The sequence below is a fragment of the Phenylobacterium sp. genome, from assembly GCF_035539035.1.
Taxonomy (GTDB): Bacteria; Pseudomonadota; Alphaproteobacteria; order Caulobacterales; family Caulobacteraceae; genus Phenylobacterium.
The window spans coordinates 238,429-262,486 of the sequence record NZ_DATLJI010000016.1 but is presented as its reverse complement, the minus strand read 5'-3'; the positions used below and the strand labels follow the sequence as shown (position 1 = coordinate 262,486).

General features: G+C 70.8%; 25 protein-coding genes and 1 other RNA gene. 20 read left to right on the top strand and 6 right to left on the bottom strand.

All coding sequences use genetic code 11. The features are described from left to right. Nucleotides 1-364: 364 nt before the first annotated feature. Together VM685_RS15250 and VM685_RS15245 are read right to left on the bottom strand one after the other, a co-directional pair. Nucleotides 365-1,258, bottom strand: a complete 894-nt coding sequence (locus VM685_RS15250) for a 3'-5' exonuclease (protein WP_325461027.1) — start codon at nt 1,256-1,258, stop codon at nt 365-367. 33 nt (nt 1,259-1,291) lie between these two features. Then, nucleotides 1,292-2,467, bottom strand: a complete 1,176-nt coding sequence (locus tag VM685_RS15245) for a site-specific integrase (protein WP_325461026.1) — start codon at nt 2,465-2,467, stop codon at nt 1,292-1,294. Between the two features lie 3 nt (nt 2,468-2,470). On the opposite strand from VM685_RS15245, the gene dusA reads away from it, so the two are divergent. Then, nucleotides 2,471-3,511, top strand: coding sequence for a tRNA dihydrouridine(20/20a) synthase DusA (gene dusA / locus VM685_RS15240; protein ID WP_325461025.1), 1,041 nt, complete (start codon nt 2,471-2,473; stop codon nt 3,509-3,511). Here the strand turns inward: dusA and VM685_RS15235 are convergent. The 3 genes from VM685_RS15235 to VM685_RS15225 all read right to left on the bottom strand — a co-directional run bounded on the left by VM685_RS15235 (nt 3,455) and on the right by VM685_RS15225 (nt 4,740). Continuing rightward, entirely contained in the window at nt 3,455-3,985 is a 531-nt protein-coding gene (locus tag VM685_RS15235) for a TIGR02281 family clan AA aspartic protease (protein ID WP_325461024.1), read from the bottom strand. The genes dusA and VM685_RS15235 overlap by 57 nt on opposite strands. A gap of 91 nt (nt 3,986-4,076) precedes the next feature. Then, nucleotides 4,077-4,295, bottom strand: a complete 219-nt coding sequence (locus VM685_RS15230; protein WP_325461023.1) for a DUF1289 domain-containing protein — start codon at nt 4,293-4,295, stop codon at nt 4,077-4,079. Between the two features lie 13 nt (nt 4,296-4,308). After that, nucleotides 4,309-4,740 carry a PaaI family thioesterase gene (locus tag VM685_RS15225; protein WP_325461022.1) on the bottom strand — a complete coding sequence of 144 codons (432 nt, stop codon included), beginning with the start codon at nt 4,738-4,740 and terminating at the stop codon, nt 4,309-4,311. Between the two features lie 178 nt (nt 4,741-4,918). On the opposite strand from VM685_RS15225, the gene VM685_RS15220 reads away from it, so the two are divergent. Both VM685_RS15220 and VM685_RS15215 read left to right on the top strand, forming a co-directional pair. Next, complete coding sequence (locus VM685_RS15220; RefSeq protein WP_325461021.1) at nt 4,919-5,251, top strand: hypothetical protein; 333 nt, start codon at nt 4,919-4,921, stop codon at nt 5,249-5,251. 158 nt (nt 5,252-5,409) lie between these two features. Further along, nucleotides 5,410-6,909 carry a phospholipase D-like domain-containing protein gene (locus VM685_RS15215; RefSeq protein ID WP_325461020.1) on the top strand — a complete coding sequence of 500 codons (1,500 nt, stop codon included), beginning with the start codon at nt 5,410-5,412 and terminating at the stop codon, nt 6,907-6,909. On the opposite strand, the gene VM685_RS15210 is transcribed toward VM685_RS15215, so the two are convergent. Beyond that, nucleotides 6,884-7,627: an endonuclease/exonuclease/phosphatase family protein gene (locus VM685_RS15210; protein WP_325461019.1), complete on the bottom strand. Its 744-nt coding sequence runs from the start codon at nt 7,625-7,627 to the stop codon at nt 6,884-6,886. The two genes, VM685_RS15215 and VM685_RS15210, sit on opposite strands and share 26 nt — an antisense overlap. A gap of 108 nt (nt 7,628-7,735) precedes the next feature. On the opposite strand from VM685_RS15210, the gene VM685_RS15205 reads away from it, so the two are divergent. From VM685_RS15205 to mraY, 17 genes are all read left to right on the top strand, one after another. After that, nucleotides 7,736-8,389, top strand: coding sequence for an energy transducer TonB (locus VM685_RS15205; protein ID WP_325461018.1), 654 nt, complete (start codon nt 7,736-7,738; stop codon nt 8,387-8,389). 98 nt (nt 8,390-8,487) lie between these two features. Then, entirely contained in the window at nt 8,488-9,690 is a 1,203-nt protein-coding gene (locus tag VM685_RS15200; protein ID WP_325461017.1) for an acyl-CoA dehydrogenase family protein, read from the top strand. A gap of 56 nt (nt 9,691-9,746) precedes the next feature. After that, nucleotides 9,747-10,889: an acyl-CoA dehydrogenase family protein gene (locus VM685_RS15195; protein WP_325461016.1), complete on the top strand. Its 1,143-nt coding sequence runs from the start codon at nt 9,747-9,749 to the stop codon at nt 10,887-10,889. 3 nt (nt 10,890-10,892) lie between these two features. Next, entirely contained in the window at nt 10,893-11,489 is a 597-nt protein-coding gene (locus tag VM685_RS15190; protein ID WP_325461015.1) for a DUF3052 family protein, read from the top strand. Between the two features lie 183 nt (nt 11,490-11,672). Beyond that, the gene (locus VM685_RS15185) at nt 11,673-11,987 is read left to right on the top strand and encodes a hypothetical protein (protein ID WP_325461014.1); all 315 of its coding nucleotides are present in this window, start codon (nt 11,673-11,675) and stop codon (nt 11,985-11,987) included. Beyond that, nucleotides 11,968-13,560 (top strand): methyl-accepting chemotaxis protein, encoded by a 1,593-nt coding sequence (locus VM685_RS15180; RefSeq protein WP_325461013.1) that lies wholly within the window; start codon nt 11,968-11,970, stop codon nt 13,558-13,560. The genes VM685_RS15185 and VM685_RS15180 overlap by 20 nt, the downstream gene beginning before the upstream one ends. 68 nt (nt 13,561-13,628) lie before the next feature. Next, nucleotides 13,629-14,522, top strand: a complete 894-nt coding sequence (locus tag VM685_RS15175; protein WP_325461012.1) for a DMT family transporter — start codon at nt 13,629-13,631, stop codon at nt 14,520-14,522. A gap of 9 nt (nt 14,523-14,531) precedes the next feature. Next, the gene (locus VM685_RS15170) at nt 14,532-15,251 is read left to right on the top strand and encodes an N-acetylmuramoyl-L-alanine amidase (RefSeq protein ID WP_325461011.1); all 720 of its coding nucleotides are present in this window, start codon (nt 14,532-14,534) and stop codon (nt 15,249-15,251) included. Further along, on the top strand, nt 15,251-15,856 hold the full coding sequence (locus VM685_RS15165; RefSeq protein ID WP_325461010.1) for an FMN-binding negative transcriptional regulator: 606 nt from the start codon (nt 15,251-15,253) through the stop codon (nt 15,854-15,856). Before VM685_RS15170 ends, VM685_RS15165 begins: the two co-directional genes overlap by 1 nt. 45 nt (nt 15,857-15,901) lie before the next feature. Next, nucleotides 15,902-16,280: RNase P RNA component class A (rnpB, locus tag VM685_RS15160), an RNA gene on the top strand. A gap of 282 nt (nt 16,281-16,562) precedes the next feature. Beyond that, nucleotides 16,563-17,030: a division/cell wall cluster transcriptional repressor MraZ gene (locus VM685_RS15155; RefSeq protein WP_325461009.1), complete on the top strand. Its 468-nt coding sequence runs from the start codon at nt 16,563-16,565 to the stop codon at nt 17,028-17,030. Then, a complete protein-coding gene (gene rsmH, locus VM685_RS15150) occupies nt 17,027-17,962 on the top strand; it encodes a 16S rRNA (cytosine(1402)-N(4))-methyltransferase RsmH (RefSeq protein WP_325461008.1) in 936 nt (311 codons plus the stop codon). The genes VM685_RS15155 and rsmH overlap by 4 nt, the downstream gene beginning before the upstream one ends. Next, nucleotides 17,959-18,360: a cell division protein FtsL gene (ftsL, locus tag VM685_RS15145; protein WP_325461007.1), complete on the top strand. Its 402-nt coding sequence runs from the start codon at nt 17,959-17,961 to the stop codon at nt 18,358-18,360. The genes rsmH and ftsL overlap by 4 nt, the downstream gene beginning before the upstream one ends. Continuing rightward, on the top strand, nt 18,357-20,093 hold the full coding sequence (locus VM685_RS15140; RefSeq protein ID WP_325461006.1) for a penicillin-binding protein 2: 1,737 nt from the start codon (nt 18,357-18,359) through the stop codon (nt 20,091-20,093). The genes ftsL and VM685_RS15140 overlap by 4 nt, the downstream gene beginning before the upstream one ends. Next, a complete protein-coding gene (locus VM685_RS15135; RefSeq protein ID WP_325461005.1) occupies nt 20,090-21,544 on the top strand; it encodes a UDP-N-acetylmuramoyl-L-alanyl-D-glutamate--2,6-diaminopimelate ligase in 1,455 nt (484 codons plus the stop codon). Before VM685_RS15140 ends, VM685_RS15135 begins: the two co-directional genes overlap by 4 nt. Continuing rightward, entirely contained in the window at nt 21,537-22,931 is a 1,395-nt protein-coding gene (locus tag VM685_RS15130; RefSeq protein WP_325461004.1) for a UDP-N-acetylmuramoyl-tripeptide--D-alanyl-D-alanine ligase, read from the top strand. The genes VM685_RS15135 and VM685_RS15130 overlap by 8 nt, the downstream gene beginning before the upstream one ends. Continuing rightward, the gene (gene mraY, locus VM685_RS15125; protein WP_325461003.1) at nt 22,931-24,040 is read left to right on the top strand and encodes a phospho-N-acetylmuramoyl-pentapeptide-transferase; all 1,110 of its coding nucleotides are present in this window, start codon (nt 22,931-22,933) and stop codon (nt 24,038-24,040) included. Before VM685_RS15130 ends, mraY begins: the two co-directional genes overlap by 1 nt. Nucleotides 24,041-24,058: the final 18 nt, after the last annotated feature.

The window sequence follows — 24,058 nt, the reverse complement described above, 5'->3', positions numbered from 1 at the left end:
CTCGACCGGGCGGCTATCGCTCGCCGCGCGAGCATGCCGGCCGGCTCTGCGAGCGCGTCAAGGCCGGCTTCGCCGCCGCTGCGCGGTGCGGCCTGGCGGCCGCAGCCTTGACCCGCTCCCGCCGGCCGGCTCGGGCTCGGCGTGTCGCGAAAGCCTCTTCCCCTTCGTGAACGAAGCGGTGTGTCAGGGGATGGTCCCGCGATCGCCGTTGATGCGGCTGGTGTTTTCGTCCAGCGCGGGACCATGGGCGTCCCTCGGGTCCCGCAAATTCCTCAACACCCACAGGCGCTAAGGACCTCCAGGTCCCGCGCCCTTATATCTTGCAGTCATGGGCGGTGTGTCATGGCGTGCTTTCGGCCGGTGCTCAGAGCCTGCTCGAGAATCGGTCGTAGGCGTCGATCCGGCGGTGCGCGATCTCGACCTCCCGCCGATAAATCTCGGCCCGCAGCCAGGCGAGCTCCGCGGTGTGGTCGGCTTCGGCGACGTCGGTCCACCAGGCCTTCGGAGCCCCATCGTCGCCGCCGCTCCACCGGTAGCCGCGCGCCTTGAGCAGGTCCTTCAGATCGAAGGGGGAGTTCTCGGCCCAGATGCGGATGGTGGGATTGCGGGCGGCGTCGAGCAACTGGGCAAGCCCGGTGCGGCCGGTCTTCGGGAGCGGGCGGGCGAGCAGTTCGATGGCGGCGTGGCAGTCGTGGGTGGCGCGGTGACGTTCGTAGAAGAAGCCCGCGGCGGCGGCGAGATAGCCCAGCTTGGTCCCCTCGTAGCCTTCCGCCGCCCAGTCCACTTGGCTCATGGAGCAGGCCCAGGCCTTGGTGGTGAAGACCTCGCAGAAGCGCTCGAGAAATTTCCGATCGAAGCCGGCATTGTGCGCCACCACGAGGTGGGCGGGCGCTGCGAAGGCGTGAACGGCTTCTGGTGCGATGGCGTGGCCGGCCACGGCGGCGGCGTCGAGGCCGGTGATGGCGGTGATCTCGGGCGGGATCGGATGCGAGGGTTCGCGAAGGCTGTGGAAGGGCTCTTCGACGCCCAGCAGTTCGCCCCCCAGCGTGTAGGTGAAGGGGACCATGGCGAGCTCGATAATCTCGTGGCGGCCGGGATCGAGCCCCGTGGTCTCCACGTCAACGAAGAGACCTCTGCGCACGGCGCTCGGCGATCCGACCACGGGCGCGCGCGTTTGCAGCTTGCGCAGCACGCGATAACGGCCGCTCGCCTCGAGCAGCCCCGCCATCCTCTCCAGCTCGGCCTCGTCCGGCTGCAATGCCCCTTCGCGCCAGCGGCGCGTCCCTGTCCGCTACGCTCTAGCGCTCATCGCGTGCGGGTTTCTGCTGGCCACCAGCGCGTGCAGCGACTCTGGCCGTAGATGAGTGTAGCGCTGCAGCATCTTCCAGTCCTTGTGACCGGTGACGAGCGCCACATGTTCGATGCGGAAGCCGGCCTCGAACAATCGGCTCGCGCCTTCGTGCCGCAGGTCGTGGAAGTGCAGGTCCTCGATGCCCAGGCACGCGCAAGCCCTCGTGAAGGCGGTCCCTGCCGAGCGATGGTTGTAAGGGAAGATCCGCGGATCGGCGTTGGAGCGGGCCGTCCGCTGCTCACCGATCAGCGCCATGGCGTCATAGCCTGACACGTCCAACAGCGGGATACGCTGGTCATTGCCCTTCTTCTGGCGGGGGTCCTTCCGGTCACGGATCAGCAACATCCGCGTCCGGGTGTCTAGATCAGGCCAGCTCACCCGGAAGATCTCCTCCTGGCGCATGGCCGTGGCGATCGCGAACCGGATGACACGGCTCATCGGGATGAGCTGCCGATCGTTGCGGTCGAAGAATTCGAACAGCCGCTCCAGCTCATCCTCGGTCGGGCGCCGGTCCCGGGCGTTGCTGCGGCCAACCAGACCCAGCCGCTTCAGGCCCGCGCGCGCCAGGTCCACGGCCGCGGGCATCGTCTCCAGCCCGTGTACGGCCGCAGCGTGCGTCAGCACGGTCTTGATGAAGCTGAGGTCCATAGCGACGGTCACCGGGCCGGCGCCTTCGGCCCCGCGTTCGCGGGCGAAGGCGATGAGCCGGTCCCGCGTCACGTGCTCGATCCGCACGTCGCCTAACCGCCGTTGCAGCATGAGCAGGGTCGCGTGCTTCGAGCGACCAGGAGCGCGACCTACCGCGGCCATGTCGTCGACGTGCAGGTCGATCAGGTCGCCGAACGTCTTCAGGCGAGTCGCGCGCGAGGGACGTGGCGCTTCGCCCCGCTCCAGTTGCCGTTCGGCTTCGAGGGCCCATCTCCTTGCGTCTTCCCGGCGCTGGAAGGTTTCGCTGAGGGAGTGTCCCTTCCGGCGGAGCTGGACACGCCAGCGACCGGACTTTTGCTTTATGATCGTGGCCATGGTTCTAGGGTGCAAATCCCGTGCAGCGCGGCGGAAAATCGTGGCGAATTCCGTCGCATTCCGTGCCGTAATTTCGAAAACCGCAATCAGCATAACATGCTGAAAGATAGACGAAAATCCGTGATTTTTCAGCCTTACAGATTTTCTATTGCACCTATGATGGACTGGACGGACCGGCACTGCCGGGTCCTGCACCGGACGCTGACGTCGCGGGCGCTGCTCTATACCGAGATGCTGACCACCGGGGCGGTGCTCCACGGGGACCGCGAGCGGCTCCTGGCCTACGATCCCGTGGAGCACCCGGTGGCCCTGCAGCTCGGCGGGTCGGAGCCGGCCGACCTCGCCGAGGCCGCCCGCATCGGCGAGGCGGAGGGCTACGACGAGATCAACCTCAACGTCGGCTGCCCCTCGGACCGCGTGCAGTCGGGCCGCTTCGGCGCCTGCCTGATGCGCGAGCCGGAGCTGGTCGCCGAGTGCATGGCGGCGATCGGCGCGGCGGTGAAGGTCCCGGCCACCGTCAAGTGCCGGATCGGCGTCGACGAGCAGGATCCGGAGGAGAGCCTGTTCCGGCTCGTGGACCTCTGCGCCGCCGCCGGCGTCCGCCGCTTCGTGGTCCACGCCCGCAAGGCCTGGCTGAAGGGCCTATCGCCGAAGGAGAACCGCGACGTCCCGCCGCTCGATTATCCGCTGGTCTGGCGGCTGAAGGCCGAGCGGCCGGCGCTGACCATCGTCATCAACGGCGGGATCGGCTCGCTCGACGAGGCGGAGCGGCACCTGCCGCACGTCGACGGCGTCATGCTGGGCCGCGCCGCCTACCATACGCCCGACCTGCTGGGCCAGGCCGACGCCCGCATCTTCGGCGAGGCCGGGACCGTCACCCCGTTCGAGGCGGTGGAGCGCTACCGGCCCTATGTCGCGCGCGAGCTTGCCAAGGGGACCCACCTGGCGGCCATGACCCGCCACATGCTGGGCCTGTTCCACGGCGTGCCCGGCGCGCGCGCCTGGCGGCGGATCCTCACGGTGGAGGGCGTGAAGGCGGGGGCGGGCCTCGAGGTCATCGACCGGGCGCTCGCCGAGGTCTCAGGGCTGCAGGAACAGGGCCTGGCGCGTGGCCTGGAAGCTGGAGAGGCGGCCTAGGTAGGTCATCCCCAGCAGGGAGGCGTCGAGCCCCTTCTCGATGACCAGGGCGTCGACGTTGTCGATCCGCGCGCCGTCCACCGAGACCGAGGCGAGCTTGACGGAGGCCGCGCGGGTCTGACCGGCGGCCGTGCCCACGGTGTAGTCGTACTTCAGCTGGTCCAGCCGGATGCCCAGGCGCTGGGCGTCGGCCGGCGTCAGCGCCACGGCGGTCGCCCCGGTGTCCACCAGGAAGCGCACCGGCTCGCCGTTCACCTCCGCGTCGGCCCAGTAGTGCCCGTCGGGCGCCTTGGCGATCTCGGCCCGCTCGCCGGCGGCGGCCTCGGGGGCGATGGCGATGGCGATGGGGGCCTCGGCGCGGGCGGCGCGCAGCTCCGGCGGCTTGGGCGCGAGCGCCACGACCATGCCGGCCGCGCCGAACGCCGAGACGGAGGCGACCAGCGCCACCAACGCGTACCTGACGAGGCTGGACACCCGTTCGCTCACCCGTTCCGCGGCCGCGCTCGGCCGGTCTTGCGCGGCGAAGGTTAGGGGACAGCGGTTTGCAAGGAATGAACGGCCGCGGTCAGCGGAACATGGCCAGCTTCTCGGGCCTGATGCGGCTGCGGCGGGACGGCAGCTCGGCCATGATCCGCTCGCGCTCCGCCTCCGTGAGCTTCGCCCAGCCGGCCACCTCGCTGAGCTGGCGGTAGCAGCCCATGCACAGCCCGCTCTCGCCGTCGACGACGCAGACCTTGATGCAGGGGGTCTTGATGGCCTTCGGCGGGCCCGAGGGGAGGCTCATGACGATGGAAGGCTCATGACAGGGGCAGGGCGTAGGTGACGCCGGCCTGGGCGGCAAGCCTGTCCGGCGCCTCCGTCCACAGGCGCACGTCGCAGACCGCGCTGCGGCGGCCCAGGTGCAGCAGCTCGGCCTCGGCGGTGATGTCCCCCGCCTTGGCGCCCCGCAGGAAGTTCATCGTCAGCTGCGAGGTCACCGCCATCAGCTGCTCGCCGATGTGGGCGAGGATCAGGGCGTAGGCGGCGCTGTCGGCCATCGACATCAGGGTGGGGCCCGAGACCAGCCGGCCCGGCCGCAGCATGTGCGTCGCGAACGGCCTGACCAGGGTGGCCCGGCCGGGGGAGAGCGCCGTCACCGCGCCCAGCGCGGCGGCGTCGGCCTCCGGAAAGGCCTTGGCCATCAGGGCGTTGACGGCGTCGGCGTCCAGCCGGAGTTCAAATCGCGCCATGGGCGTTTCATGCCCGGTGACGTCGAACATTACAATCTGTTTATAGTGGGAAGTAACAACGATGTATCATTGCAGAATATTAATCTGCGACTACTGAACATTGCGGCTAATTCATTTGAAGTAAAGCGGCCTCGCGAGCAGTTTCGCCTCAGCAGATTTCTTGAGGGAGACACACGAAATGAAAGTCGCCGCCATCGCTCTCGTCGCCCTGGGTCTCACCGCCGGCGCCGCCACCGCCGCCGAGCGCGTGACCGACCTGGACTACATGAAGGCCAGCCGCTGCAAGGGCATCGCCGAGGGCGTCGGCCACGCCGACACCGCCGGCCTCGACGCCTTCCTCAAGGACCAGAAGAAGGGCCGCCACGGCCTGGTGCTCGAGCGCGCCGGCAGCGAGCACGACCGCGCCAAGCGCGAGGCCCGCAGCGAAGACCGCCGCGAGCGCCTGACCGCCGAACTGGCCGGCGCCTGCATGGCCTACATGGGTCCGGCCAAGGACATGGCCGCCCGCTGACCGCCTGATCTCGGAGCCCTCGGCCGCAAGGCCAGCGCGCCGCTTCCCCCGGGGCGGCGCGCTTTTTCTTGCGCGCGGCGGAGCCGGAACCCACCTTGGCCACAAGGCTTTGTTGAAGCCTCAAGTCCGCCACGGGGCGGTGCGGCGCAAGGAGTACGATGACGGTCCTTCGACCCGGCGAGACCTGCTGGCGGACCGCGCGGGCCGACCGCGCCGCCTTCCTGATCGACACCGAGGCCTATTTCACGGCCGTGTTCGACGCCCTGCAGAAGGCGCGCCGCTCGATCCTGCTGCTCGGCTGGGGGTTCGATCCCCGCACGCGGCTGTTCCCCGACGGCTACGACGGTCCGGACGATCCCGACGAGGTCGGCCGGATCCTCGTGGAGCTGGCGCGCGCCCGGCCCGAGCTCGACGTCCGCCTGCTGATCTGGAAGTCGGCCCTGCCGATCAGCGCCAGCCAGGAGTTCTTTCCGCACAAGGCGCGCAAGTGGTTCGAGAAGACCCCGGTGAAGTTCCGCCTCGACGACCAGGTGCCGTTCGGCGCCTGCCATCACCAGAAGGTGCTGGTGATCGACGACCGGCTGGCCTTCTGCGGCGGGGGCGACATCGGCGTGGACCGCTGGGACACCGCCCACCACCACGACGACGAGCCCCGCCGGATCATGCCCAAGCAGGAGCACCACGCGCCGCGGCACGAGGTGATGATGATGGTCGACGGGGCGGCGGCGAAGGCGTTGGGCGACCTGTTCCGCGAGCGCTGGCGTCGCGCCGAGCACGGCGAGGAGGTGGCGCCGCCGCCCGACGCCGGGGGCGATCCCTGGCCCGACCACGTGCCGCCGGCCCTGAAGGACCTCGACGTCGCCATCGCCCGCACCGAGCCGGCGTGGAAGGGGCGGCCGCTGGTGGAGGAGATCCGCCGGCTGAACCTCGCCTGCATCGCCGAGGCCCGGGACGTCATCTACCTGGAGAACCAGTACTTCACCTCGCCCCTGATCTGCGAGGCCCTGGCCAAGCGGCTGGGCGAGCCGGACGGGCCGGAGGTGGTGCTGATCTCCACCGGCAAGGCGCCCAGCTGGTTCGACCAGATGACCATGGACCGGGCGCGCGGGACGATGATCTGGCGGCTGCGCGCGGCCGACGTCTTCGGCCGCTTCCGCGCCTTCTATCCGACGACGCCGGCCGGCGAGGTGATCATCGTCCACTCCAAGGTCAGCGTGTTCGACGACCGCATCGCCCGCGTCGGCTCGGCCAATCTCAACAACCGCTCCGGCGGCTTCGACACCGAGTGCGAGCTGGCGGTGCAGCAGGACGATCCGGAGGCGCGCCTCACCATCACCGCCTTCCGCGACCGGCTGGTGGGCCACTTCATGGGCATGACCGGGGACGCGGTCTCCAAGGCGCGGGCCGAGTTCGGCGGGCTGGGTCCGGCCATTGACGCCCTCAATCGGGAGGGCCGCCTGGCGCCCATCGAGCCGCCGATGATGACCGGGATCGGCGAGTTCATCGCCGCCTATCACATCGGCGACCCCTCCGACACGGCCGACTCCTGGCGCCTCGCCCGCCGGCGCGAGCGGCTGTTCCAGGAGGCGCGGCGGATCGCCGATGCGAGCAGCGCGGCCGAGGCCGACGAGGTCACGCGGGCGCTGCGGCGATCCTGAAGTCCATGACCAGCGGCAGGTGGTCCGAGGCCACCCGCCACGCCGGATCGAAGGGCACGAAGACGTCCTCCACCACCACCTCGGGGCTGACGAAGATGTGGTCGATCCTGAGCACGGGCAGGGGCGAGGGGAAGGTGGCCGTGGGCGTGCGCCTCGGCGCCAGCCGCCGCGCCGGCTCGAGCTTGGCGCTCAGCGTGCGGTAGACGATCGAGGTCGCCGTGGCGTTGAAGTCGCCCAAGAGAATCCTGGGGCCCGCGCAGCGCGGATGCTCCAGCCAGGACGGGCCGGCCAGGAAGGCCGCCTGCACCTGCTGTTCCTTGGGCACCAGGCCCAGGTGGGTGTTGATCACCTGCACCTTGCGGCCGTCGATCTCCACCTCGATCCACAGCGCGCCGCGTGGCTCCAGCTGCACGATCCGCGGGTGGCCGGGCAGCGGCCCGGTCTGGATCAGGGTCTCGGGATAGGCGGTGAGGATGGCGTCGCCGTAGAGTTCCTCCTCCACCCGCATCGCCGGGTGGAAGTGGCTGACCATGCGCAGGCGGTCGGCGATCTCGTGCGCCTGGTCGACGTGGTTGGTGCGCGCCCGGCCGACGTCCAGCTCCTGCAGGGCCACGATGTCAGGCTGCAGCGTGGCCAGAACGTCCGCGATCCGGGCCACGTCGAGCCGGCGGTCGTTCCCGACGCAGCGGTGCACATTGTACGTCACGATCCGGGGCATGGGGCGCGGAGGTGTCGCGCGCTTCCGTGGCGTTGGCAAGGCGAGGGGGGGCTTCCCGAACCCGGGCCGGCGCGGCAACGTGGGCGGGACGCCACCAAGGGTTGAACCATGCCGCTCGCCGCCGCCCTGTTCCTCCTCATGCAGTCTCCGGCCGCGCCCACAGCGTCCCTGGAGAACCCCCAGTGGGTGCGGCGGCCGAACATGGACGCCATGCGCAGGCACTATCCTCAGGCGGCCCTGGAGGAGGGGATCGAGGGGCGGGCCGTGATCGCCTGCGTCGTCGCCGCGGACGGCGCGCTCACCGGATGCACGGTCGCGGCGGAGGAACCGGCCGGCTACGGCCTCGGCGAGGCGGCCCTGAAGGTTGCGCCTGAGTTCCGGATGGAGGCCAGGACGAAGCAGGGCGCGCCGGTCGCCGGCGGCCGCGTGCGCATCCCGATCCGCTTCGGCATCAACCCCAAGGACGCCTTCATCTCGATCAAGGGCGAGGGGGGCTGGAAAATCCTGCAGCAGCCGTGGGAGTGGGAGCGGCTCTATCCGCTGAAGGCGCGCCAGCAGAAGGTGGCCGGCGAGGCGCGGGTGGAATGCAAGCCCAACGAGAAGCGCAAGATCATCTGCACCGTGCTCAGCGAGACGCCGGGCGGCCACGGCTTCGGCCAGGCGGCGCTCGACCTCCAGGGCAAGCTGATGATGGCCCCGCCCGTGGGCGTCAGCGAGAAGGTGCTCCGGATGACGGTGAAGTTCCGGCCGCCGCGCGACTGATAACGTTGACGTAAGCGTCATCTTTGCAAGCGCGGGGCGGGGGCGTATGGTCCGCGCCTTCTGCCGATACGCTGTAAAGCTTGCCAGGGAGTGGCCCCATGAACCTCGACTTCACGCCTGAAGAAAACGCCTTCCGCGAAGAGGTCCGGGCCTTCATCCGCGACAACTATCCGGCCGAGCTGCGCAAGGCGCAGGACGAGCACCGGCAGCTGACCAAGGAGGAGTACCTCCTGTGGCACAAGGTGCTGGCGAAGAAGGGCTGGGTGGCGCCGTCCTGGCCCGCCGAGCACGGCGGCACCAACTGGACGCCGACCCAGAAGTACATCTGGTCGGAGGAGCTGGCCAAGGCGGACGCCCTGCCGGTCCTGCCGTTCGGCGTCTCGATGCTGGCGCCGGTGATCTACACCTTCGGCACCGAGGAGCAGAAGAAGAAGTTCCTGCCGGGCATCTACAACGGCGACGTCTGGTGGTGCCAGGGCTACTCCGAGCCGGGCGCCGGCTCCGACCTCGCCAGCCTGAAGACCCGCGCCGAGCGGATCACCGCCGACGACGGCAAGGAGTACTACATCGTCAACGGCCAGAAGACGTGGACCACGCTCGGCCAGTTCGCCGACTGGGGCTTCTTCCTGGTCCGCACCGACGCGAACGCTAAGCCGCAGTCGGGCATCTCCTTCCTGCTGATCGACATGAAGAGCCCGGGCGTCACCGTGCGCCCGATCATCACCCTGGAGGGCGGCCACGAGGTCAACGACGTCTTCCTCGACAATGTGAAGGTGCCGGTCGAGAACCGCATCTTCCACGAGAACCAGGGCTGGACCTGCGCCAAGGCGCTGCTCGCCCATGAGCGCTCCGGCATCGCCGGCGTGGCGCGCTCCAAGCGCAACCTCGAGAAGCTCCGCAAGATCGCCGGCACCGAGCGGTCCGACGCGGGCGGCAGCCTGATCGGCGACGCCTTCTTCCGCCGGAAGGTGGCGGAGCTGGAGATCGACCTGACGGCCCTGGAGTTCACCGAACTCCGCACCCTGGCCGGCGAGTCCAGCGGCAAGGGCCCCGGCCCGGAGAGCTCGATCCTCAAGATCAAGGGCACCGAGATCCAGCAGCGCCTGCAGGAGCTGGCGCTCGAGGCGGTGGGCCACTACGGCGCGCCGTTCCTGCGCGACCTCGGCGACAACTTCCAGGCGGGTCCCGACTACGCCCGCGGCCTGGCCGGCGAGTACTTCAACGGCCGCAAGACCTCGATCTACGGCGGCTCCAACGAGATCCAGCGCAACATCATCGCCAAGATGGTGCTGGGGCTCTAGAGCTCAGCCATTCGACGCCATTCCTTTTTTGAGTTTCTGACGGAGCCGTTCGGGCGATGGATTTCAGCTTCACCGAAGAACAGTCGATGCTGCGCGACACGGTCGCGAGCTACCTGGCCGACAACTACACCTTCGAGCAGCGCCGGGCCGTGATCGGCAAGGAGCCGGGCTGGAGCCCGGCGGTGTGGAAGGCCTTCGCCGAGGAGCTGGGCATCCTGGGCGCGCCGTTCTCGGAGGAGCTGGGCGGCCTGGGCGGCGGCCCGATCGAGAACATGGTGGTCATGGAGGAACTGGGTAAGGCGCTGGTCGTCGAGCCCTACCTCGGCACGGTGGTGATCGGCGGCGGCTTCCTGAAGCACTCCGGCGCGGCGCAGGCCGCCGACCTGATCGGCGAGATCATCGCGGGCACGGCCACCTTCGCCTTCGCCTACGCCGAGCCGCAGGGCCGCTACAACATCGCCGACCTGACCACGACGGCGAAGAAGGACGGCGACGGCTGGGTCCTGAACGGCCACAAGGCCGTGGTGATCGGCGCGCCCTGGGCGAGCCATCTGATCGTCACCGCCCGCGTCAGCGGCGGCCAGCGCGACGCCCAGGGGATCAACGCCTTCATCGTGCCGAAGGACGCCGCCGGTGTCTCCACGCGCGACTATCCGACGGTGGACGGCGCCCGCGCCTCCGAGGTGACCCTGGAGAACGTTCGGGTCGGCGGCGAGGCCATCCTGGGCGCAGAGGGCAACGGCCTGCCGCTGATCGAGAAGGTGCTGGACGAGGCGATCGCCGCCACCTGCGCCGAGGCCTGCGGCGTGCTGCGCAAGCTGCACGAGGGCACGCTCGAGTACACCAAGCAGCGCAAGCAGTTCGGCCAGCCGATCTCGTCCTTCCAGGTGCTGCAGCACCGGATGGTCGACATGTTCATCCAGCTCGAGCAGTCGATCTCGATGACCTACATGGCCACCATCAAGCTCGCCGACGACGCCGAGCGCTCCAAGGCCGTCTCGGCGGCCAAGGTGCAGATCGGCAAGGCCTGCAAGTTCGTCGGCCAGAACGCCATCCAGCTGCACGGCGGCATGGGCATGACCGACGAGATGGCCATCGGCCACTACTTCAAGCGCGCCACCATGATCGAGAGCGCCTTCGGCAACACCGATCACCACCTGGCCCGCTACGAGTTCCTGAGCCTGGGCCAGGCGGCCTGAGCCATGGGCAAGGAGGCGCAGGTCAGCGTGACCTTCGCCGACGGGACGGATGAGGGGCGGCTCCAGCTGGAGCCGCCCCGTCTCGTTTTCAGGGGCGCCCGGCGCCGGGTCTGGGCGGGCGAGGCCCTGGCGGGCGTCCGCGCCGACGGACCCGACCTGGTCCTGGCCGACGGTGCGCGCTTCACCCTGGGCGAGAAGGCCGCCGCAGGGTGGGTCGAGGCGATCCTCAGACCCAAGGGGCGGATGGAGAAGATCGGCGTGAAGCCCGGCATGCGGGCCGCCGCCATTGGCGTCGCCGACACGACCCTGACGGGCGAACCGGCCGCCGCGGGCGCCGCGCCCGTGACCGAGCTCGCCGGCCTCGACCTGCTCTTCTACGCGGCCGACAGCGCCGAAGACCTGGCCCGCCTGGGCGACCTCGTCCCGGCGCTGGCGGCGCGCGGCGCGCTCTGGATCGTCTCGCGCAAGGGCAAGGCCGCCACGGTCCGCGACGTCGAGGTGATGGCCGCCGCCAAGGCCGCGGGGCTCGTCGACAACAAGGTGGTGTCGTTCTCCGACACTCACACCGCCCTGCGCTTTGTGCGCCGCCGAGCGGGTTGAGCGGCCTCTGCCTCAGGTCCAGATGTAGATGCCGCAAATAATTGTGGACCGTACAACATCCTCACTCGAGGATAACCAAGTTGAAAGGTGCGGCGTGGCAATAATGAGGAAATAAAAGTCGCACCTGAGAACATTATCTTGCTATCGATTGTCGCCGAGCGGGGATTTCATCCCTCCGACGCCGTGAAGGCGTTAGGCGCCGCCGTCGTCCTCACCACGGTGGTCGGCCTCGCCGCGCTGGCGCCCGGCGACTCCGCCGAGGCCGCGGCCGTCTTCCCGCCGTGGTGGCCACAGGGCGCGGCCGTCACCGCCGCCGCCTCGGCCGGCGACGTGGTCGCCGTCGGGGCGGGCCAGTCCATCGTGATCGTGCGCTCGTCCGGAGGCGGCCCCGTCGGGCGGCCCCTGCAGGACGCCGGCGCCCTCATCGTCTTCGCTCCCGGCCCGCTCGCGGGCTGCCTCGCACCAGGAGGACGTGTCCGTGCTCAAGACGCTCTCTGAACAGCGCCGCCAGGGCGGCCGCATCATGCTGGCGGCCGTCTGGCTGCTCGCGCCCCTCGTGCTCGCCGCCTCCCTGCTGATCGGCGGGCCGACGGCGCAGCTCGCCGGCGGCGCGGTCGTGGTGGCCGGCGGCTCGACGCTGATCGCCTGGCGTCACGGCGGGGCCCTGCTGGCGCGCCTGATCATGCCCATGGCCCTGATGAGTCAGGTCTCGCTGCTGGTCGCCGCCTTCGCGGGCCATCCGTGGCAGATCGACATGCACATGGCCTATTTCGCGGCGCTCGCCGTGATCATCGTCTACTGCGACTGGCGGGCCATCGCCTCCGGCGCGGCGCTGGTGGCCGTGCACCACCTGGCGCTGAACTTCCTCCTGCCGTCGCTGGTCTTCCCGGGCGGCGCGGACTTCGCCCGGGTGGTGATCCATGCCGTGATCCTGGTGGCCGAGGCCGTCGTGCTCATGTGGTCGTCCGCCAACCTCGCGAAGATGCTGGAGTCCTCGGTCGCCAGCCTTGGCGAAGCGTCGGAAGCCCGCTCCACCGCCGAAGCCGCCCAGCACGAGGCCGAGCAGGCCCGCCGGAACGAGGCCTCCGCCGCGCAGGAACGCGAGCGGCTGCACCGCGAGATCGAGGCCGAGCGCGCCGCCGTCGTGGGGGCCCTGGCCAGGGGTCTCGGCGCCCTGGCCGCCGGCGACCTGCGCTGCGAGCTCACCGAGCGCTTCCCCACCGAGTACGAGCAGCTCCGCTCCGACTTCAACCAGGCGGTCGCCAGCCTGCAGGACGCCGTCCAGGAGATCGCCTCGGCGGCCGGGGCGGTGCGCCACGGGGCGGGGGAGGTGTCGAACGCCGCCGTCCAGCTCTCCGACCGGGCCGAGCAGCAAGCCGCCACCCTGGAGGAGACCGCCGCTGCGCTGGAGGAGCTCTCCGGCGCCGTGCAGGGCACCGCCGCGGGCGCGGAGGACACCAATGCGCTCACCGCCGCCGCGCGCAGCTCGGCCGAACAGTCCGGCGTCGTGGTCCGCGAGGCCGTGGCCGCCATGGCTGAGATCGAGCGGTCCTCGCAGCAGATCGGCACCATCATCGGGGTGATCGACGAGATCGCCTTCCAGACCAACCTCCTGGCCCTGAACGCGGGCGTCGAGGCGGCTCGCGCCGGCGACGCCGGCAAGGGCTTCGCCGTCGTGGCTTCGGAAGTCCGCGCGCTCGCCCAGCGCTCGGCCGACGCGGCGCGCGAGATCAAGGCGCTGATCTCCGACTCCACCGGCCACGTGGCCACGGGCTCGGAGCTGGTCGGCCGCACCGGCGAGGCGCTGGAAGGCATCGCCGGCCAGGTCGCCGACATCGCCGAGCGGATCGCCACCATCGCCACCGCCGCCCGCGAACAGTCCGTCTCGCTCGGCGGCCTGAACAGCGCGCTCGCCCAGATGGACCAGTTCACCCAGCAGAACGCCGCCATGGCCCAGCGCTCCACCGCCGACAGCGAGAAGCTGGCCGCCGAGGCCCAGGCCCTCTCCCAGGCCGTGGCGCGGTTCACCGTCGAGGACGGCGAGCCGGAGCGGGTCCGCGCCGCGGCGTGACGATGACGTCACGTCCTTCCGTCGCGGCCGAGGTTGCCCGGCCGGGCGGCGCGCCCTAACCGGAAGCGATGGCCCTCCGCGACTTCGGCGTCCTCGTGCTCGTCTGCCTGCTCTGGGCGTCGAACAACATCGTCTCGAAGTATGCGGTGAGCCACCTGGGCGCGCCGCCGCTGTTCTATGCCGCCCTGCGGTTCGGCGTGGTGGCGCTGGCGGTCTTCCCCTGGCTCTTTCCGATGCCGAGGCCCCGGTGGCGGCTGATCGTCGTGGCGCTGCTGATGGGCGGCGGCAACTTCGCCCTGCTGTTCCTCGGCCTGAAGACCGCCACGCCGTCGGCCGCCGCCGTGGTCAGCCAGCTCGGCGTGCCGATCACCACGCTCTTGTCGGTGATGATGCTCGGCGAGCGGATCCGCTGGCGCCGCGCCCTCGGCATCGCGCTGACCATGGCCGGCGCCCTGGCGGTGATGTGGGACCCGCACGGCTTCGCGCTTTCCACCGGCCTGATGTTCGTCGTCGGTTCGGCCGCCACGGGCTCGCTGGGCGCGGTGATGATGAAGCAGATGGACGGCGTGAAGCCCCTGCAGTTCCAGGCCTGGGTGGGGCTCGCCTCCTTCGTGCCGCTGCTGGGCCTGTCGGCCCTCTTCGAGTCCGGGCAGGTGAGGGCGGGCCTCGACGCCGGCTGGCCGTTCCTGGCGGCGGTGGTCTACTCCGGCCTCGTCGTCTCGGTGGGCGCCCACACCCTCTACTACGCCCTCGTCCAGCGCTACGAGGCGAACCTGATCTCGCCGCTGACCCTGATGACGCCGCTGGCGACCATCGCGCTCGGCGTGGCCCTGCTGGGCGACCCGTTCGGGCCGCGCATGGCGATCGGCACGGCGGTGGCGCTGGCCGGGGTGCTGATCATCGCGCTGCGCCCCAACCAGGTGGCTCCCCTGCTGCTCGCCATCCGCAACCGCGCGCAGTAAGGCTGGGCCATGGAGTTCATCGAAGCCCCGTCGCCCAACTTCGACGCCCGGACCGCCCCGCCGGACCTCCTGGTGCTGCACTACACCGGCATGCCCACCGGCCCCGAGGCGCTCGACCGGCTGCGCGATCCGGAGGCCAAGGTGTCCTCGCACTACCTGGTGGAGGAGGACGGCCGGATCTTCCGCCTGGTGCCGGAGGAGCGGCGCGCCTGGCACGCGGGCGTCTCGTTCTGGAAGGGCCAGAGCGGCCTCAACGCCACCTCCATCGGCGTCGAGATCGTCAACCCGGGCCACGAGTTCGGCTACCGCCCGTTCCCCGAGGCCCAGATCGCCGCCGTCATCGCGCTGGTGGCCGACATCCGCACCCGCTGGATGATCGACGACGGCCGCATCGTCGGCCATTCCGACATCGCCCCCGACCGCAAGATCGATCCCGGCGAGCTGTTCCCCTGGAAGCGCCTGGCGGAGGCTGGCCACGGCCTCTGGGCCGAGGCGCCGGCCGCGCCCGGCGCGCCGCTGGCGGAGGGGGAGAAGGGCGCCGGCGTCTTCGCCCTGCAGGCGGGGCTCACCCGGCTGGGCTACGATTGCGCGCCCTCCGGCGAGTACGACGCCCACACCGCCACCGTGGTCGGCGCCTTCCAGCGCCACTGGCGGCCCGAGCGGGTGGACGGCATCGCCGACGGCGAGACCCGCGCGCGGCTGATCGCGCTCCTCAGGCTCGGCGCCTGATGCATCCGGCCAGGCTGTTCCACGTCGCCGACGAGGGCCGGCTGCTGGCCCAGCTCGCCGAGCGGCCGTTCGTGACCATCGCCGCGGCGCCAGACGGCCGGCCGCGGGTCGCCCACGCGCCCGTGGTGGTGCGGCGGCTGACGGACGGCCTGGCCATCGACTTCCACCTGTCGCGCAACAACGCGCTGGCGCCGTTCCTGGCCGACGGGTTCCGGGCGGTGATCGTCAGCCTCGGCCCCGACGCCTACGTCAGCCCCGACTGGTACGAGAGCGCCGACCAGGTGCCGACCTGGAACTACGTCACCGTCGAGGCCGAGGGGCCGGTGACGATCCTCGACGAGGCCGGCCTGGTCGCCCAGGTCGACGCGCTGTCGGCCCAGGAGGAGGCGCGCCTTCTGCCCAAGGGCCCCTGGACCCGGGCCAAGATGAGCCCCGGCGTGTTCGAGAAGATGGCCCGCGGCATCGTCGGCGCGCGCCTCGCCGTCGAGCGGCTGGAGGGGATCTCCAAGCTCGGCCAGAACAAGAACGCCGCCGACCGGGCGGGCGCCATCGCGGGCCTCGGCGACCATCCCGTCGCCCGGCTGATGGAAAATGGGCCGGAATGACACCAGCTTGACCCGGACGTCCGCTCCCACCATGTTCCGCCCGGACCAGACGGCCGGGCGGTCGCGGGCGCAAGCTCGAGGAAAGTCCGGGCTCCACGACGACATGGCGGCGGGTAACGCCCGCCGGGGGCGACCCCAGGGATAGCGCCACAGAAAGCAAACCGCCGCTCCTCGTGAGCGGTAAGGGTGAAAGGGTGGGGTAAGAGCCCACCGCGTCCTTGGTAACAAGGGCGGCACGGCAAGCCCCGCCAGGAGCAAGACCGAATAGGGACCGCGCGTTCCCAGCAATGGGAACAGGGCCGTCGTTGGCCCGAGCAGGTCCGGGTAGGTCGCGAGAACCGGCCCGCGAGGGTCGGTCCAGAGGAATGGCCGCCGCGTCCCTTCGGGGGCGGCACAGAACCCGGCTTACAGGCCGTCTGGTCCCTCACATCTCCTCGGAACGTCCGCAAAGCATCCCCAGCAGCTTAACGGGTTCTCTGTACGTTCTGTGGATAAGTAGAAGCCGTTAACCATGAGACTCTGCGACATCTTTGATTTGGCGCTGCATGGGCAACCAGAGTCATTGTATCCCATTCGCTCCCATGTTAACCCAATAGTCATTCGCTGACTGCGTCGCGGGTCCCCGTTGGGGGCGGACCCGCCGGCATCGGGGAAGCGGATAGCGGGGCGGCCGAGGGTGCGGTCGCAGGGCAGGGGTTCTCAGGCGGTGTTTCTCTCGACCTTCGAGAAACAGCTGGACGCCAAGCGGCGCATCGTCGTGCCGCAGGAATTCCGCGCGCTCGCCGCCGGCCCCTTCGACGGGGTGTTCTGCTTCCCCTCCATCGAGGCCGACTGCATCGAGGGCGGCGGCAAGGCGCTGTTCGACCGCTACAACGGCCTCATCGAGGAGCTGGACTTCGGCGATCCGCTGCGCAGCGCGCTGGAGACTTCGGTGCTGGGCGGCATGGCCCGGCTCTCCTTCGACACCGCCGGCCGCATCACCCTTCCGGAAACCCTCTGCGACATGTTCGGCCTCACCGACTGGGTCGTGGTCGTGGGCCTGGGCGATCGGTTCCAGATCTGGCAGCGCGAGGCGTTCCAGGCCCACCGCGCCGCCCAGCGCGAGCTGGCCCGCGAGGGCCTGGCCCAGATGCGCGCCCAGCAGCGCGCCGCCCGCCTGGGAGGCGGCCAGTGAGCGGCGCGCCCCACGTGTCCGTCCTGCGCGACGAGGTGGTGGACGCCCTCGCGCCCAAGCCCGGCGAGACCCACGTCGACGGCACCTTCGGGGCCGGCGGCTACGCGCGCGCCATCCTGGCGACCGGCGCCAGCGTCATCGCCTTCGACCGCGACCCCTCCGCCCGCCGCTTCGCCGAGGGCCTGCCCGCCGACCGCTTCCGGCTGGTGGAGGCGCGGTTCTCCGACATGGCCGAGGTGGTGGGCGAGGGCGTCGCCGACGGCGTGGCCATGGACCTCGGCGTCTCCTCCATGCAGCTCGACGAGGCCGAGCGCGGCTTCTCCTTCATGCGCGACGGTCCGCTGGACATGCGCATGGGCGACGCCGGCCTCACCGCCGCCGACCTGGTCAACACCGCCGAGCCGGTCGAGCTCGCGCGCATCCTCTACGTCTATGGCGAGGAGCGGCAGAGCCGCCGGATCGCTGGCGCCATCGCGCGCCGCCGCGCCGAGCAGCCGTTCACCCGCACCCTGGAGCTGGCGGAGTTCATCGAGAAGGCGCTCGGCGGCCGCCGCGGCGCCAAGGTCCATCCGGCGACGCGGTCCTTCCAGGCCATCCGCATCGCCGTGAACGAGGAGCTGTCCGAGCTGGAGGCCGGCCTCGTCGCGGCCGAACGGACGCTCAAAACCGGCGGCCGCCTCTGCGTCGTCACGTTCCATTCTTTGGAAGACAGAATCGTCAAAAGCTTCCTGACGGTGCGAGCGGGTAGAACGCCCTCGGGATCGCGCCACGCGCCGCCGGTGCAAGCCGGCGCTGCGCCCAGCTTCCAGCTCCTGTTCAACGGCGCGAAGTCGCCGTCGGACGCGGAGGTGGCGGCCAATCCCCGGGCCCGTTCGGCGAAGTTGAGAGCGGCCGTGCGCACCGATGCGCCGGTCTGGAGAGACGCGGCATGAGCCTGCTCGATCGGAGGGTGCGCGGTTTCCGCCTGGTCGACCTGGTGGCCCTGGGGCTGCTGGTGATGCTGATCCTGGGCGTCTACCTGGCCAAGACCGTCGCCGGACGCGAGCGGGCCGAGATCGCCCGCATCGAGCGCCAGATCGCGGCCGAGAAGGCGCGCATCCGCCTGCTGCAGGCCGAGGTGAGCCACCTGGAGCAGCCGTCCCGCATCGAGCGCCTGTCCACCGCCTACCTGGGCCTCGCCCCGGTCTCGGTGAAGCGCGAGACCACCACCGACGCCCTGCTGGACGTCGCCCGCAATCCGGCCCCGCCCGTGGTGCTCGCCCCGCCGGCGCCGGCCGCCGCGCCGGTCGCCACCGAGGAAGAGGCCGAGCCCCCCGAGGACGCCCAATGAGCCTCGGTCAGCACAGCTTCGGCGGCCTGCCGTTCTCCCGCTGGCTGTGGGGCCTGGAGCACGCCTTCGAGCGCGCGCGCGCCTCGGGCAAGGCGGAGGACGACACCCGCCTGCGGATCTTCTTCGTGCTGGCGATCTTCAGCGCCGCCTTCCTGGCCCTGGCCGTCGGCGCCACCCGCGCGGCCATGTTCTCGGGCCTGCGCGGTCACGACGGCCTGGCGCCGATCGCCGGCGCCTCGCGCGCCGACCTCGTGGACCGCAACGGCCAGATGCTGGCCGCCGACCTGCTGCACTACGGCCTCTACATCGACCCGCGCGAGATCTGGGACACCGCCGAGACCCGCGCGGCGCTCACCCGCATCCTGCCGGAGGTCGAGCCGCACCGCCTGGAGCGCGCCCTGCGCGGCGAGCGCCGCACCTTCCTGATGGGGGGACTGACGCCCGAGCAGCGCGCCCGCGTGCACAGCCTGGGCCTGCCCGGCGTCAGCTTCGAGCCCGAGGAGCGGCGGGTCTATCCGCTGGGCTCCACGGCGGCCCACCTGATCGGCTTCGCCGACACGGGCGGGGAGGGCCTGACCGGCGCGGAGGCCGCGCTCAACGAGGACATCCGCAAGGCGGCCGCCAACAAGGCGGCGATCCCGCTGTCCATCGACCTGCGCGTCCAGGCCGCGCTGGAGGACGAGCTCTACAAGGCCGCCGCCGAGTTCCGGCCGCGCGGCGCGGTGGGTATCGTCACCAACGTCCACACGGGCGAGATCCTGGGCATGGCGAGCTATCCCACCTTCGACCCCAACAAGCCGGGCCAGGCCACCGACGACGCCAAGCTGAACCGCGCGGCGGCCGCGGTCTTCGAGATGGGCTCGACCTTCAAGGCCTTCACCGTCGCCGTCGGCCTGGACGCCGGGGTGGCGACGCCTTCGTCGACTTTCGACGCCCGCTTCCCGTACCAACTGGGCTATCGGACCATCAACGACTACCACGCCGCGCGTAAGGTGCTGACGCTGGTCGAGGTGTTCCAGCACTCCTCCAACATCGGCACCGCCAAGCTGGCGGTCAGCGTCGGGCCGCAGCGGCTCAGCCAGTACTTCAATAAGCTCGGCCTCACCCGCACCGCCCCCGTCGAGCTGATCGAGAGCGCGCGGCCGCTGACGCCGAAGAAGTGGGACGAGGACACCGTCGCCTCCACCTCCTTCGGCCACGGGATGAACGTCTCGCCGCTGACCCTGGTGATCGCCTACAACACGCTGATGAACGGCGGCGTCCGCCGGCCGCTCACGATCCGCAAGGTCGAGGACGGCAAGACGATCCCCGGCGAGCGGGTGATGTCCGAGCGCACCTCCGCCCAGATGCTGCAGATCATGCGCGCCAACGTGACCGGCGGCTCCGGCAAGTCGGCCAACGTCCCCGGCCTGTCGGTGGGCGGCAAGACCGGCACGGGCGAGAAGTACGATCCGGCGATCCGGGGTTATAGTCGCCAGAAGCAGGTCTCTTCGTTCGCCGCCGCCTTCCCCACTGACGGGGCGGTGGAGGACGACCGCTATTTCGTGCTGATCCTCATGGACGAGCCGCACCCCAGCGCCCGGACCTACGGCTACTCCACCGGCGGGTGGGTGGCGGCGCCGGCGGCCGGCCGCGTCATCGACCGCATCGCCCCGTTCCTCGGCGTCCGCCGCAAGAACGACATCCTGACCATCGCAGAGGGCGCGGCCGCACCGCCGCCGGGCGTGCAATGAGCCGCCGCCTCTCCGAGCTGGTGAAGCGCGAGCTCTCCGCCGATCCCGAGATCACCGGCGTGACCGCCGACAGCCGCAAGGTGCAGCCGGGCTTCCTGTTCGCCGCCCTGCCGGGCAGCCAGGTGGACGGCGCGGCGTTCGCGGCCAAGGCCGTGGCGGCGGGCGCCGCCGCGGTCATCGCCGACCGGGACCTGGGCCTCTCCGTCCCGACCGTGGCCACTCCCGATCCCCGCCGCGCCTATGCGCTCGCGGCCGCCAACTTCTGGGGCCGGCAGCCCCAGACCTGCGTCGCGGTGACCGGCACCAACGGCAAGACCTCGGTCGCCAACTTCTGCCGCCAGATCTTCGCCCGCGCCGGCCGCACGTCGGCCAGCATGGGCACGCTCGGCGTGACGGTGAGCTATCCGGACGGCCGCGACGAGCAGGTCACGCCGCCCGGCCTGACCACGCCCGACGCCGCCGACGTGGCCGAACTGCTGGCCAGGATCACCGACATGGGCGTCACCCACTTCGCCATGGAGGCCTCCTCGCACGGGGTGGACCAGCGGCGGCTGGACGCGGTGAAGCTCACCGCGGCGGGCTACCTCAACCTGACCCAGGACCACCTCGACTACCACGGGACCATGGAGGCCTACCGGGCCGCCAAGCTGCGGCTGTTCGAGACCCTGCTGCCGCGTGGCGGGACCGCCGTGCTGAACGCCGACTCGGACGACTTCCCGGCCTTCGCCGCGGCCGCCGTCTGCGCCGGCCAGACCATCCTGTCGGTGGGCGAGGCGGGGCAGGGGCTGAAGCTCGTCTCCCGCAGCCTGCTGCCGGAGGGCCAGCGGCTGGAGATCCTCGCCCAGGGCCGCACCTTCGACGTCCGCCTGCCGCTGGCCGGCGGCTTCCAGGCGTCCAACGCGCTGGTCGCGGCGGGCCTCTGCCTGGCCGCCGGGCTGACCCTGGACGAGGCTTTCGCGGGCCTGGAGGCGCTGCAGGGCGCGCCGGGCCGGCTGCAGCGCGTGGGCGCGGGCCCGCGCGGCGGCGAAGCCTATGTGGACTACGCCCACACGCCCGACGGGCTGGAGACGGTGCTGAAGGCGCTGCGCCCGCACGTCACCGGCAAGCTGATCGTGGTGTTCGGGGCCGGCGGCGACCGCGACCGCGGCAAGCGCCCGATCATGGGCCGCATCGCCGCCGAGCTGGCGGACGTCGCCATCGTCACCGACGACAACCCGCGCTCCGAGGATCCGGCCGCGATCCGCGCCGAGGTGCTGGAAGGCGCGAAGGGCGCGCAGGACATCGGCGACCGCCGCGAGGCGATCCGCGCGGGCGCGGCCCTGCTGGGCGAGGGCGACATCCTGGTGGTGGCCGGCAAGGGCCACGAGCAGGGCCAGACCGTGGCCGGCGTGGTCCATCCCTTCGACGACGTCACCGAGACAATCCAGGCGCTGGAGCTGGTCCATGGCTGAGCCCCTCTGGACCGCGGAGGAGATCGCCGCCGCCGTGGGCGGCCAGGTGGCCGGCGGCTTCGCCGCGACCGGCGTCTCCATCGACACCCGCTCGATCGCCCCGGGCGACCTCTTCGTGGCCCTGGCGGGAGTCCGCGACGGTCATGAGTTCGTGGACCAGGCGCTCGCCAAGGGGGCCGCCGGCGTGCTGGCCTCGCAGGCCGTCTCCGGCCCGGCGGTGATGGTCCAGGACACCTTCAAGGCCCTGGAGCAGCTGGGCGTCGCCGCCCGCGAGCGCGCGCCGCAGGTCCGCCGCGGCGCGGTGACCGGCTCGGTCGGCAAGACCAGCGTCACCCAGGCGATCATGGCCGGGCTCCGCCTGGCCGGCCGGGCGCACTCGTCGGTGAAATCCTACAACAACCACATCGGCGTGCCGCTGACGCTCGCCCGCATGCCCCGCGACACCGAGCGCGCGGTCTTCGAGATCGGCATGAACCACGCGGACGAGATCACCCCGCTCGCGAAGTTCGTCCGGCCGCACGCCGTGGTGGTCACGACCGTCGGGCCCGTGCACACCGAGAACTTCCCGGACGGCGAGGCGGGCGTCGCCCGCGCCAAGGCCGAGATCTTCGCCGGCCTCGAGCCCGGCGGCGTGGCGGTGCTGAACGCCGACAACGCCTGGTTCGACCTGCTGGCCGCCGAGGCCCGCAAGGCGGGCGCCGAGGTCCGCACCTTCGGGACCGGCGAGGGCTGCGACGCGCGCCTGATCGACTTCCAGGTCCCCGGCCGCCACGGCGTGGTGCAGGCCCGCCTGCACGGCAAGGCGATGGACTTCCCCATCCTGCAGACCGGCTTCCACTGGGGCCTCAACAGCATGGCCGTGCTGCTGATGCTGGAAGCCCTGGACGTCGATCTGAACGACAGCCTGGCCGCGCTGGGCTCCTTCGAGCCGCTGGAGGGCCGCGGGGCCGAGAAGCTGGTCCGGACGAAGGGCGGGACCTTCACCCTGGTGGACGAGAGCTACAACGCCAACCCGATCTCCATGGCCTCGGCGATCCGCACCCTCGGCGCCCGGGCGACCGAAGGGCGGCGCATCGTCGCGCTCACCGACATGCTGGAGCTGGGCGACGAGGGCCCGGCCTTCCACGCCGCCCTCGCGGAGCCCCTGGAGCGGGCCGGCATCGACCTGGTGTTCTGCGCCGGACCGCTCATGAAAAGCCTCTGGGACGCCCTTCCGCCGACTCGGAGAGGCGGGTACGCCGAGACAGCGGCGGATCTCGCGCCGCAGGTCGCCCGGGCCGTAGAGCCCGGCGACCTCGTGATGGTGAAGGGGTCGAATGGGTCGAAGGCGGGCGCGGTCGCGCACGCCCTGACCGCGCTCGACTCCGGTGGCGGGGAGGCGGGCTGATGTTCTACTGGCTTTGGGTCCAGCTTTCCGCCGACGGCTACGTCCCCGTCCTCAACCTCCTGAAATACCAGACCTTCCGCACCGGGCTGGCGATCTTCACCGCCCAGTTCATCGTGGTCGCGCTCGGCAGCCGCTTCATCCGCTGGATGCAGGCCAAGCAGGGCAAGGGCCAGCCGATCCGCAAGGAAGGCATCGAGCGCCACATCGTCGAGAAGGCCGGCACCCCGACCATGGGCGGGGTGATGATCCTGGCCGGCCTGCTCGCCGGCACCCTTCTCTGGAGCGATCTCTCCAACCCCTACGTCTGGGCCGTGGTGCTGGTCACCGCCGGCTACGGCGTGCTGGGCTTCCTCGACGACTACGCCAAGGTCACCAAGCAGACCACCGAGGGCGTGTCTGGCCGGGTGCGGCTGCTGCTGGAGGCGCTGATCGCCATGGCGGCGGTGGCGATCATCATCCTGTTCGCGGCCAAGCCGCCGGAATCGCCGGATCTGCTGACCTCGGTCACCTTCCCGGTCTTCAAGCAGGCGGTGCTGGACCTGAACTGGTTCTACCTGCTGTTCGGGGCCTTCATCATCGTGGGCGCGGCCAACGCCGTGAACTTCACCGACGGCCTCGACGGCCTGGCGACGGTGCCGGTGATGATCGCCGCGGCCGCCTACGGCCTGATCGCCTACCTGGTCGGCAACTTCGTCTTCTCGAACTACCTGCAGCTCCACTTCGTGCCCGGCGTCGGCGAGATCGCGGTCTTCTGCGGCGCGCTGATCGGGGCGGGGCTGGGCTTCCTCTGGTACAACGCCCCGCCGGCCAAGATCTTCATGGGCGATACCGGCTCCCTGGCCCTGGGCGGCGCGGTCGGCACCATCGCGGTCGCCACCCGGCACGAGATCATCCTGTCGATCATCGGCGGCCTGTTCGTGGCCGAGACCCTGTCGGTGATGATCCAGGTCGCCTCGTTCAAGCTCACCGGCAAGCGGGTGTTCCGCATGGCCCCGGTGCACCACCACTTCGAGAAGCTCGGCTGGTCGGAATCGACCGTGGTGATCCGTTTCTGGATCGTCGCGGTGATGCTGGCCCTCGTCGGCCTCGCCACGCTCAAGCTGCGGTAGGGAGGGTCAGCGCTCAGC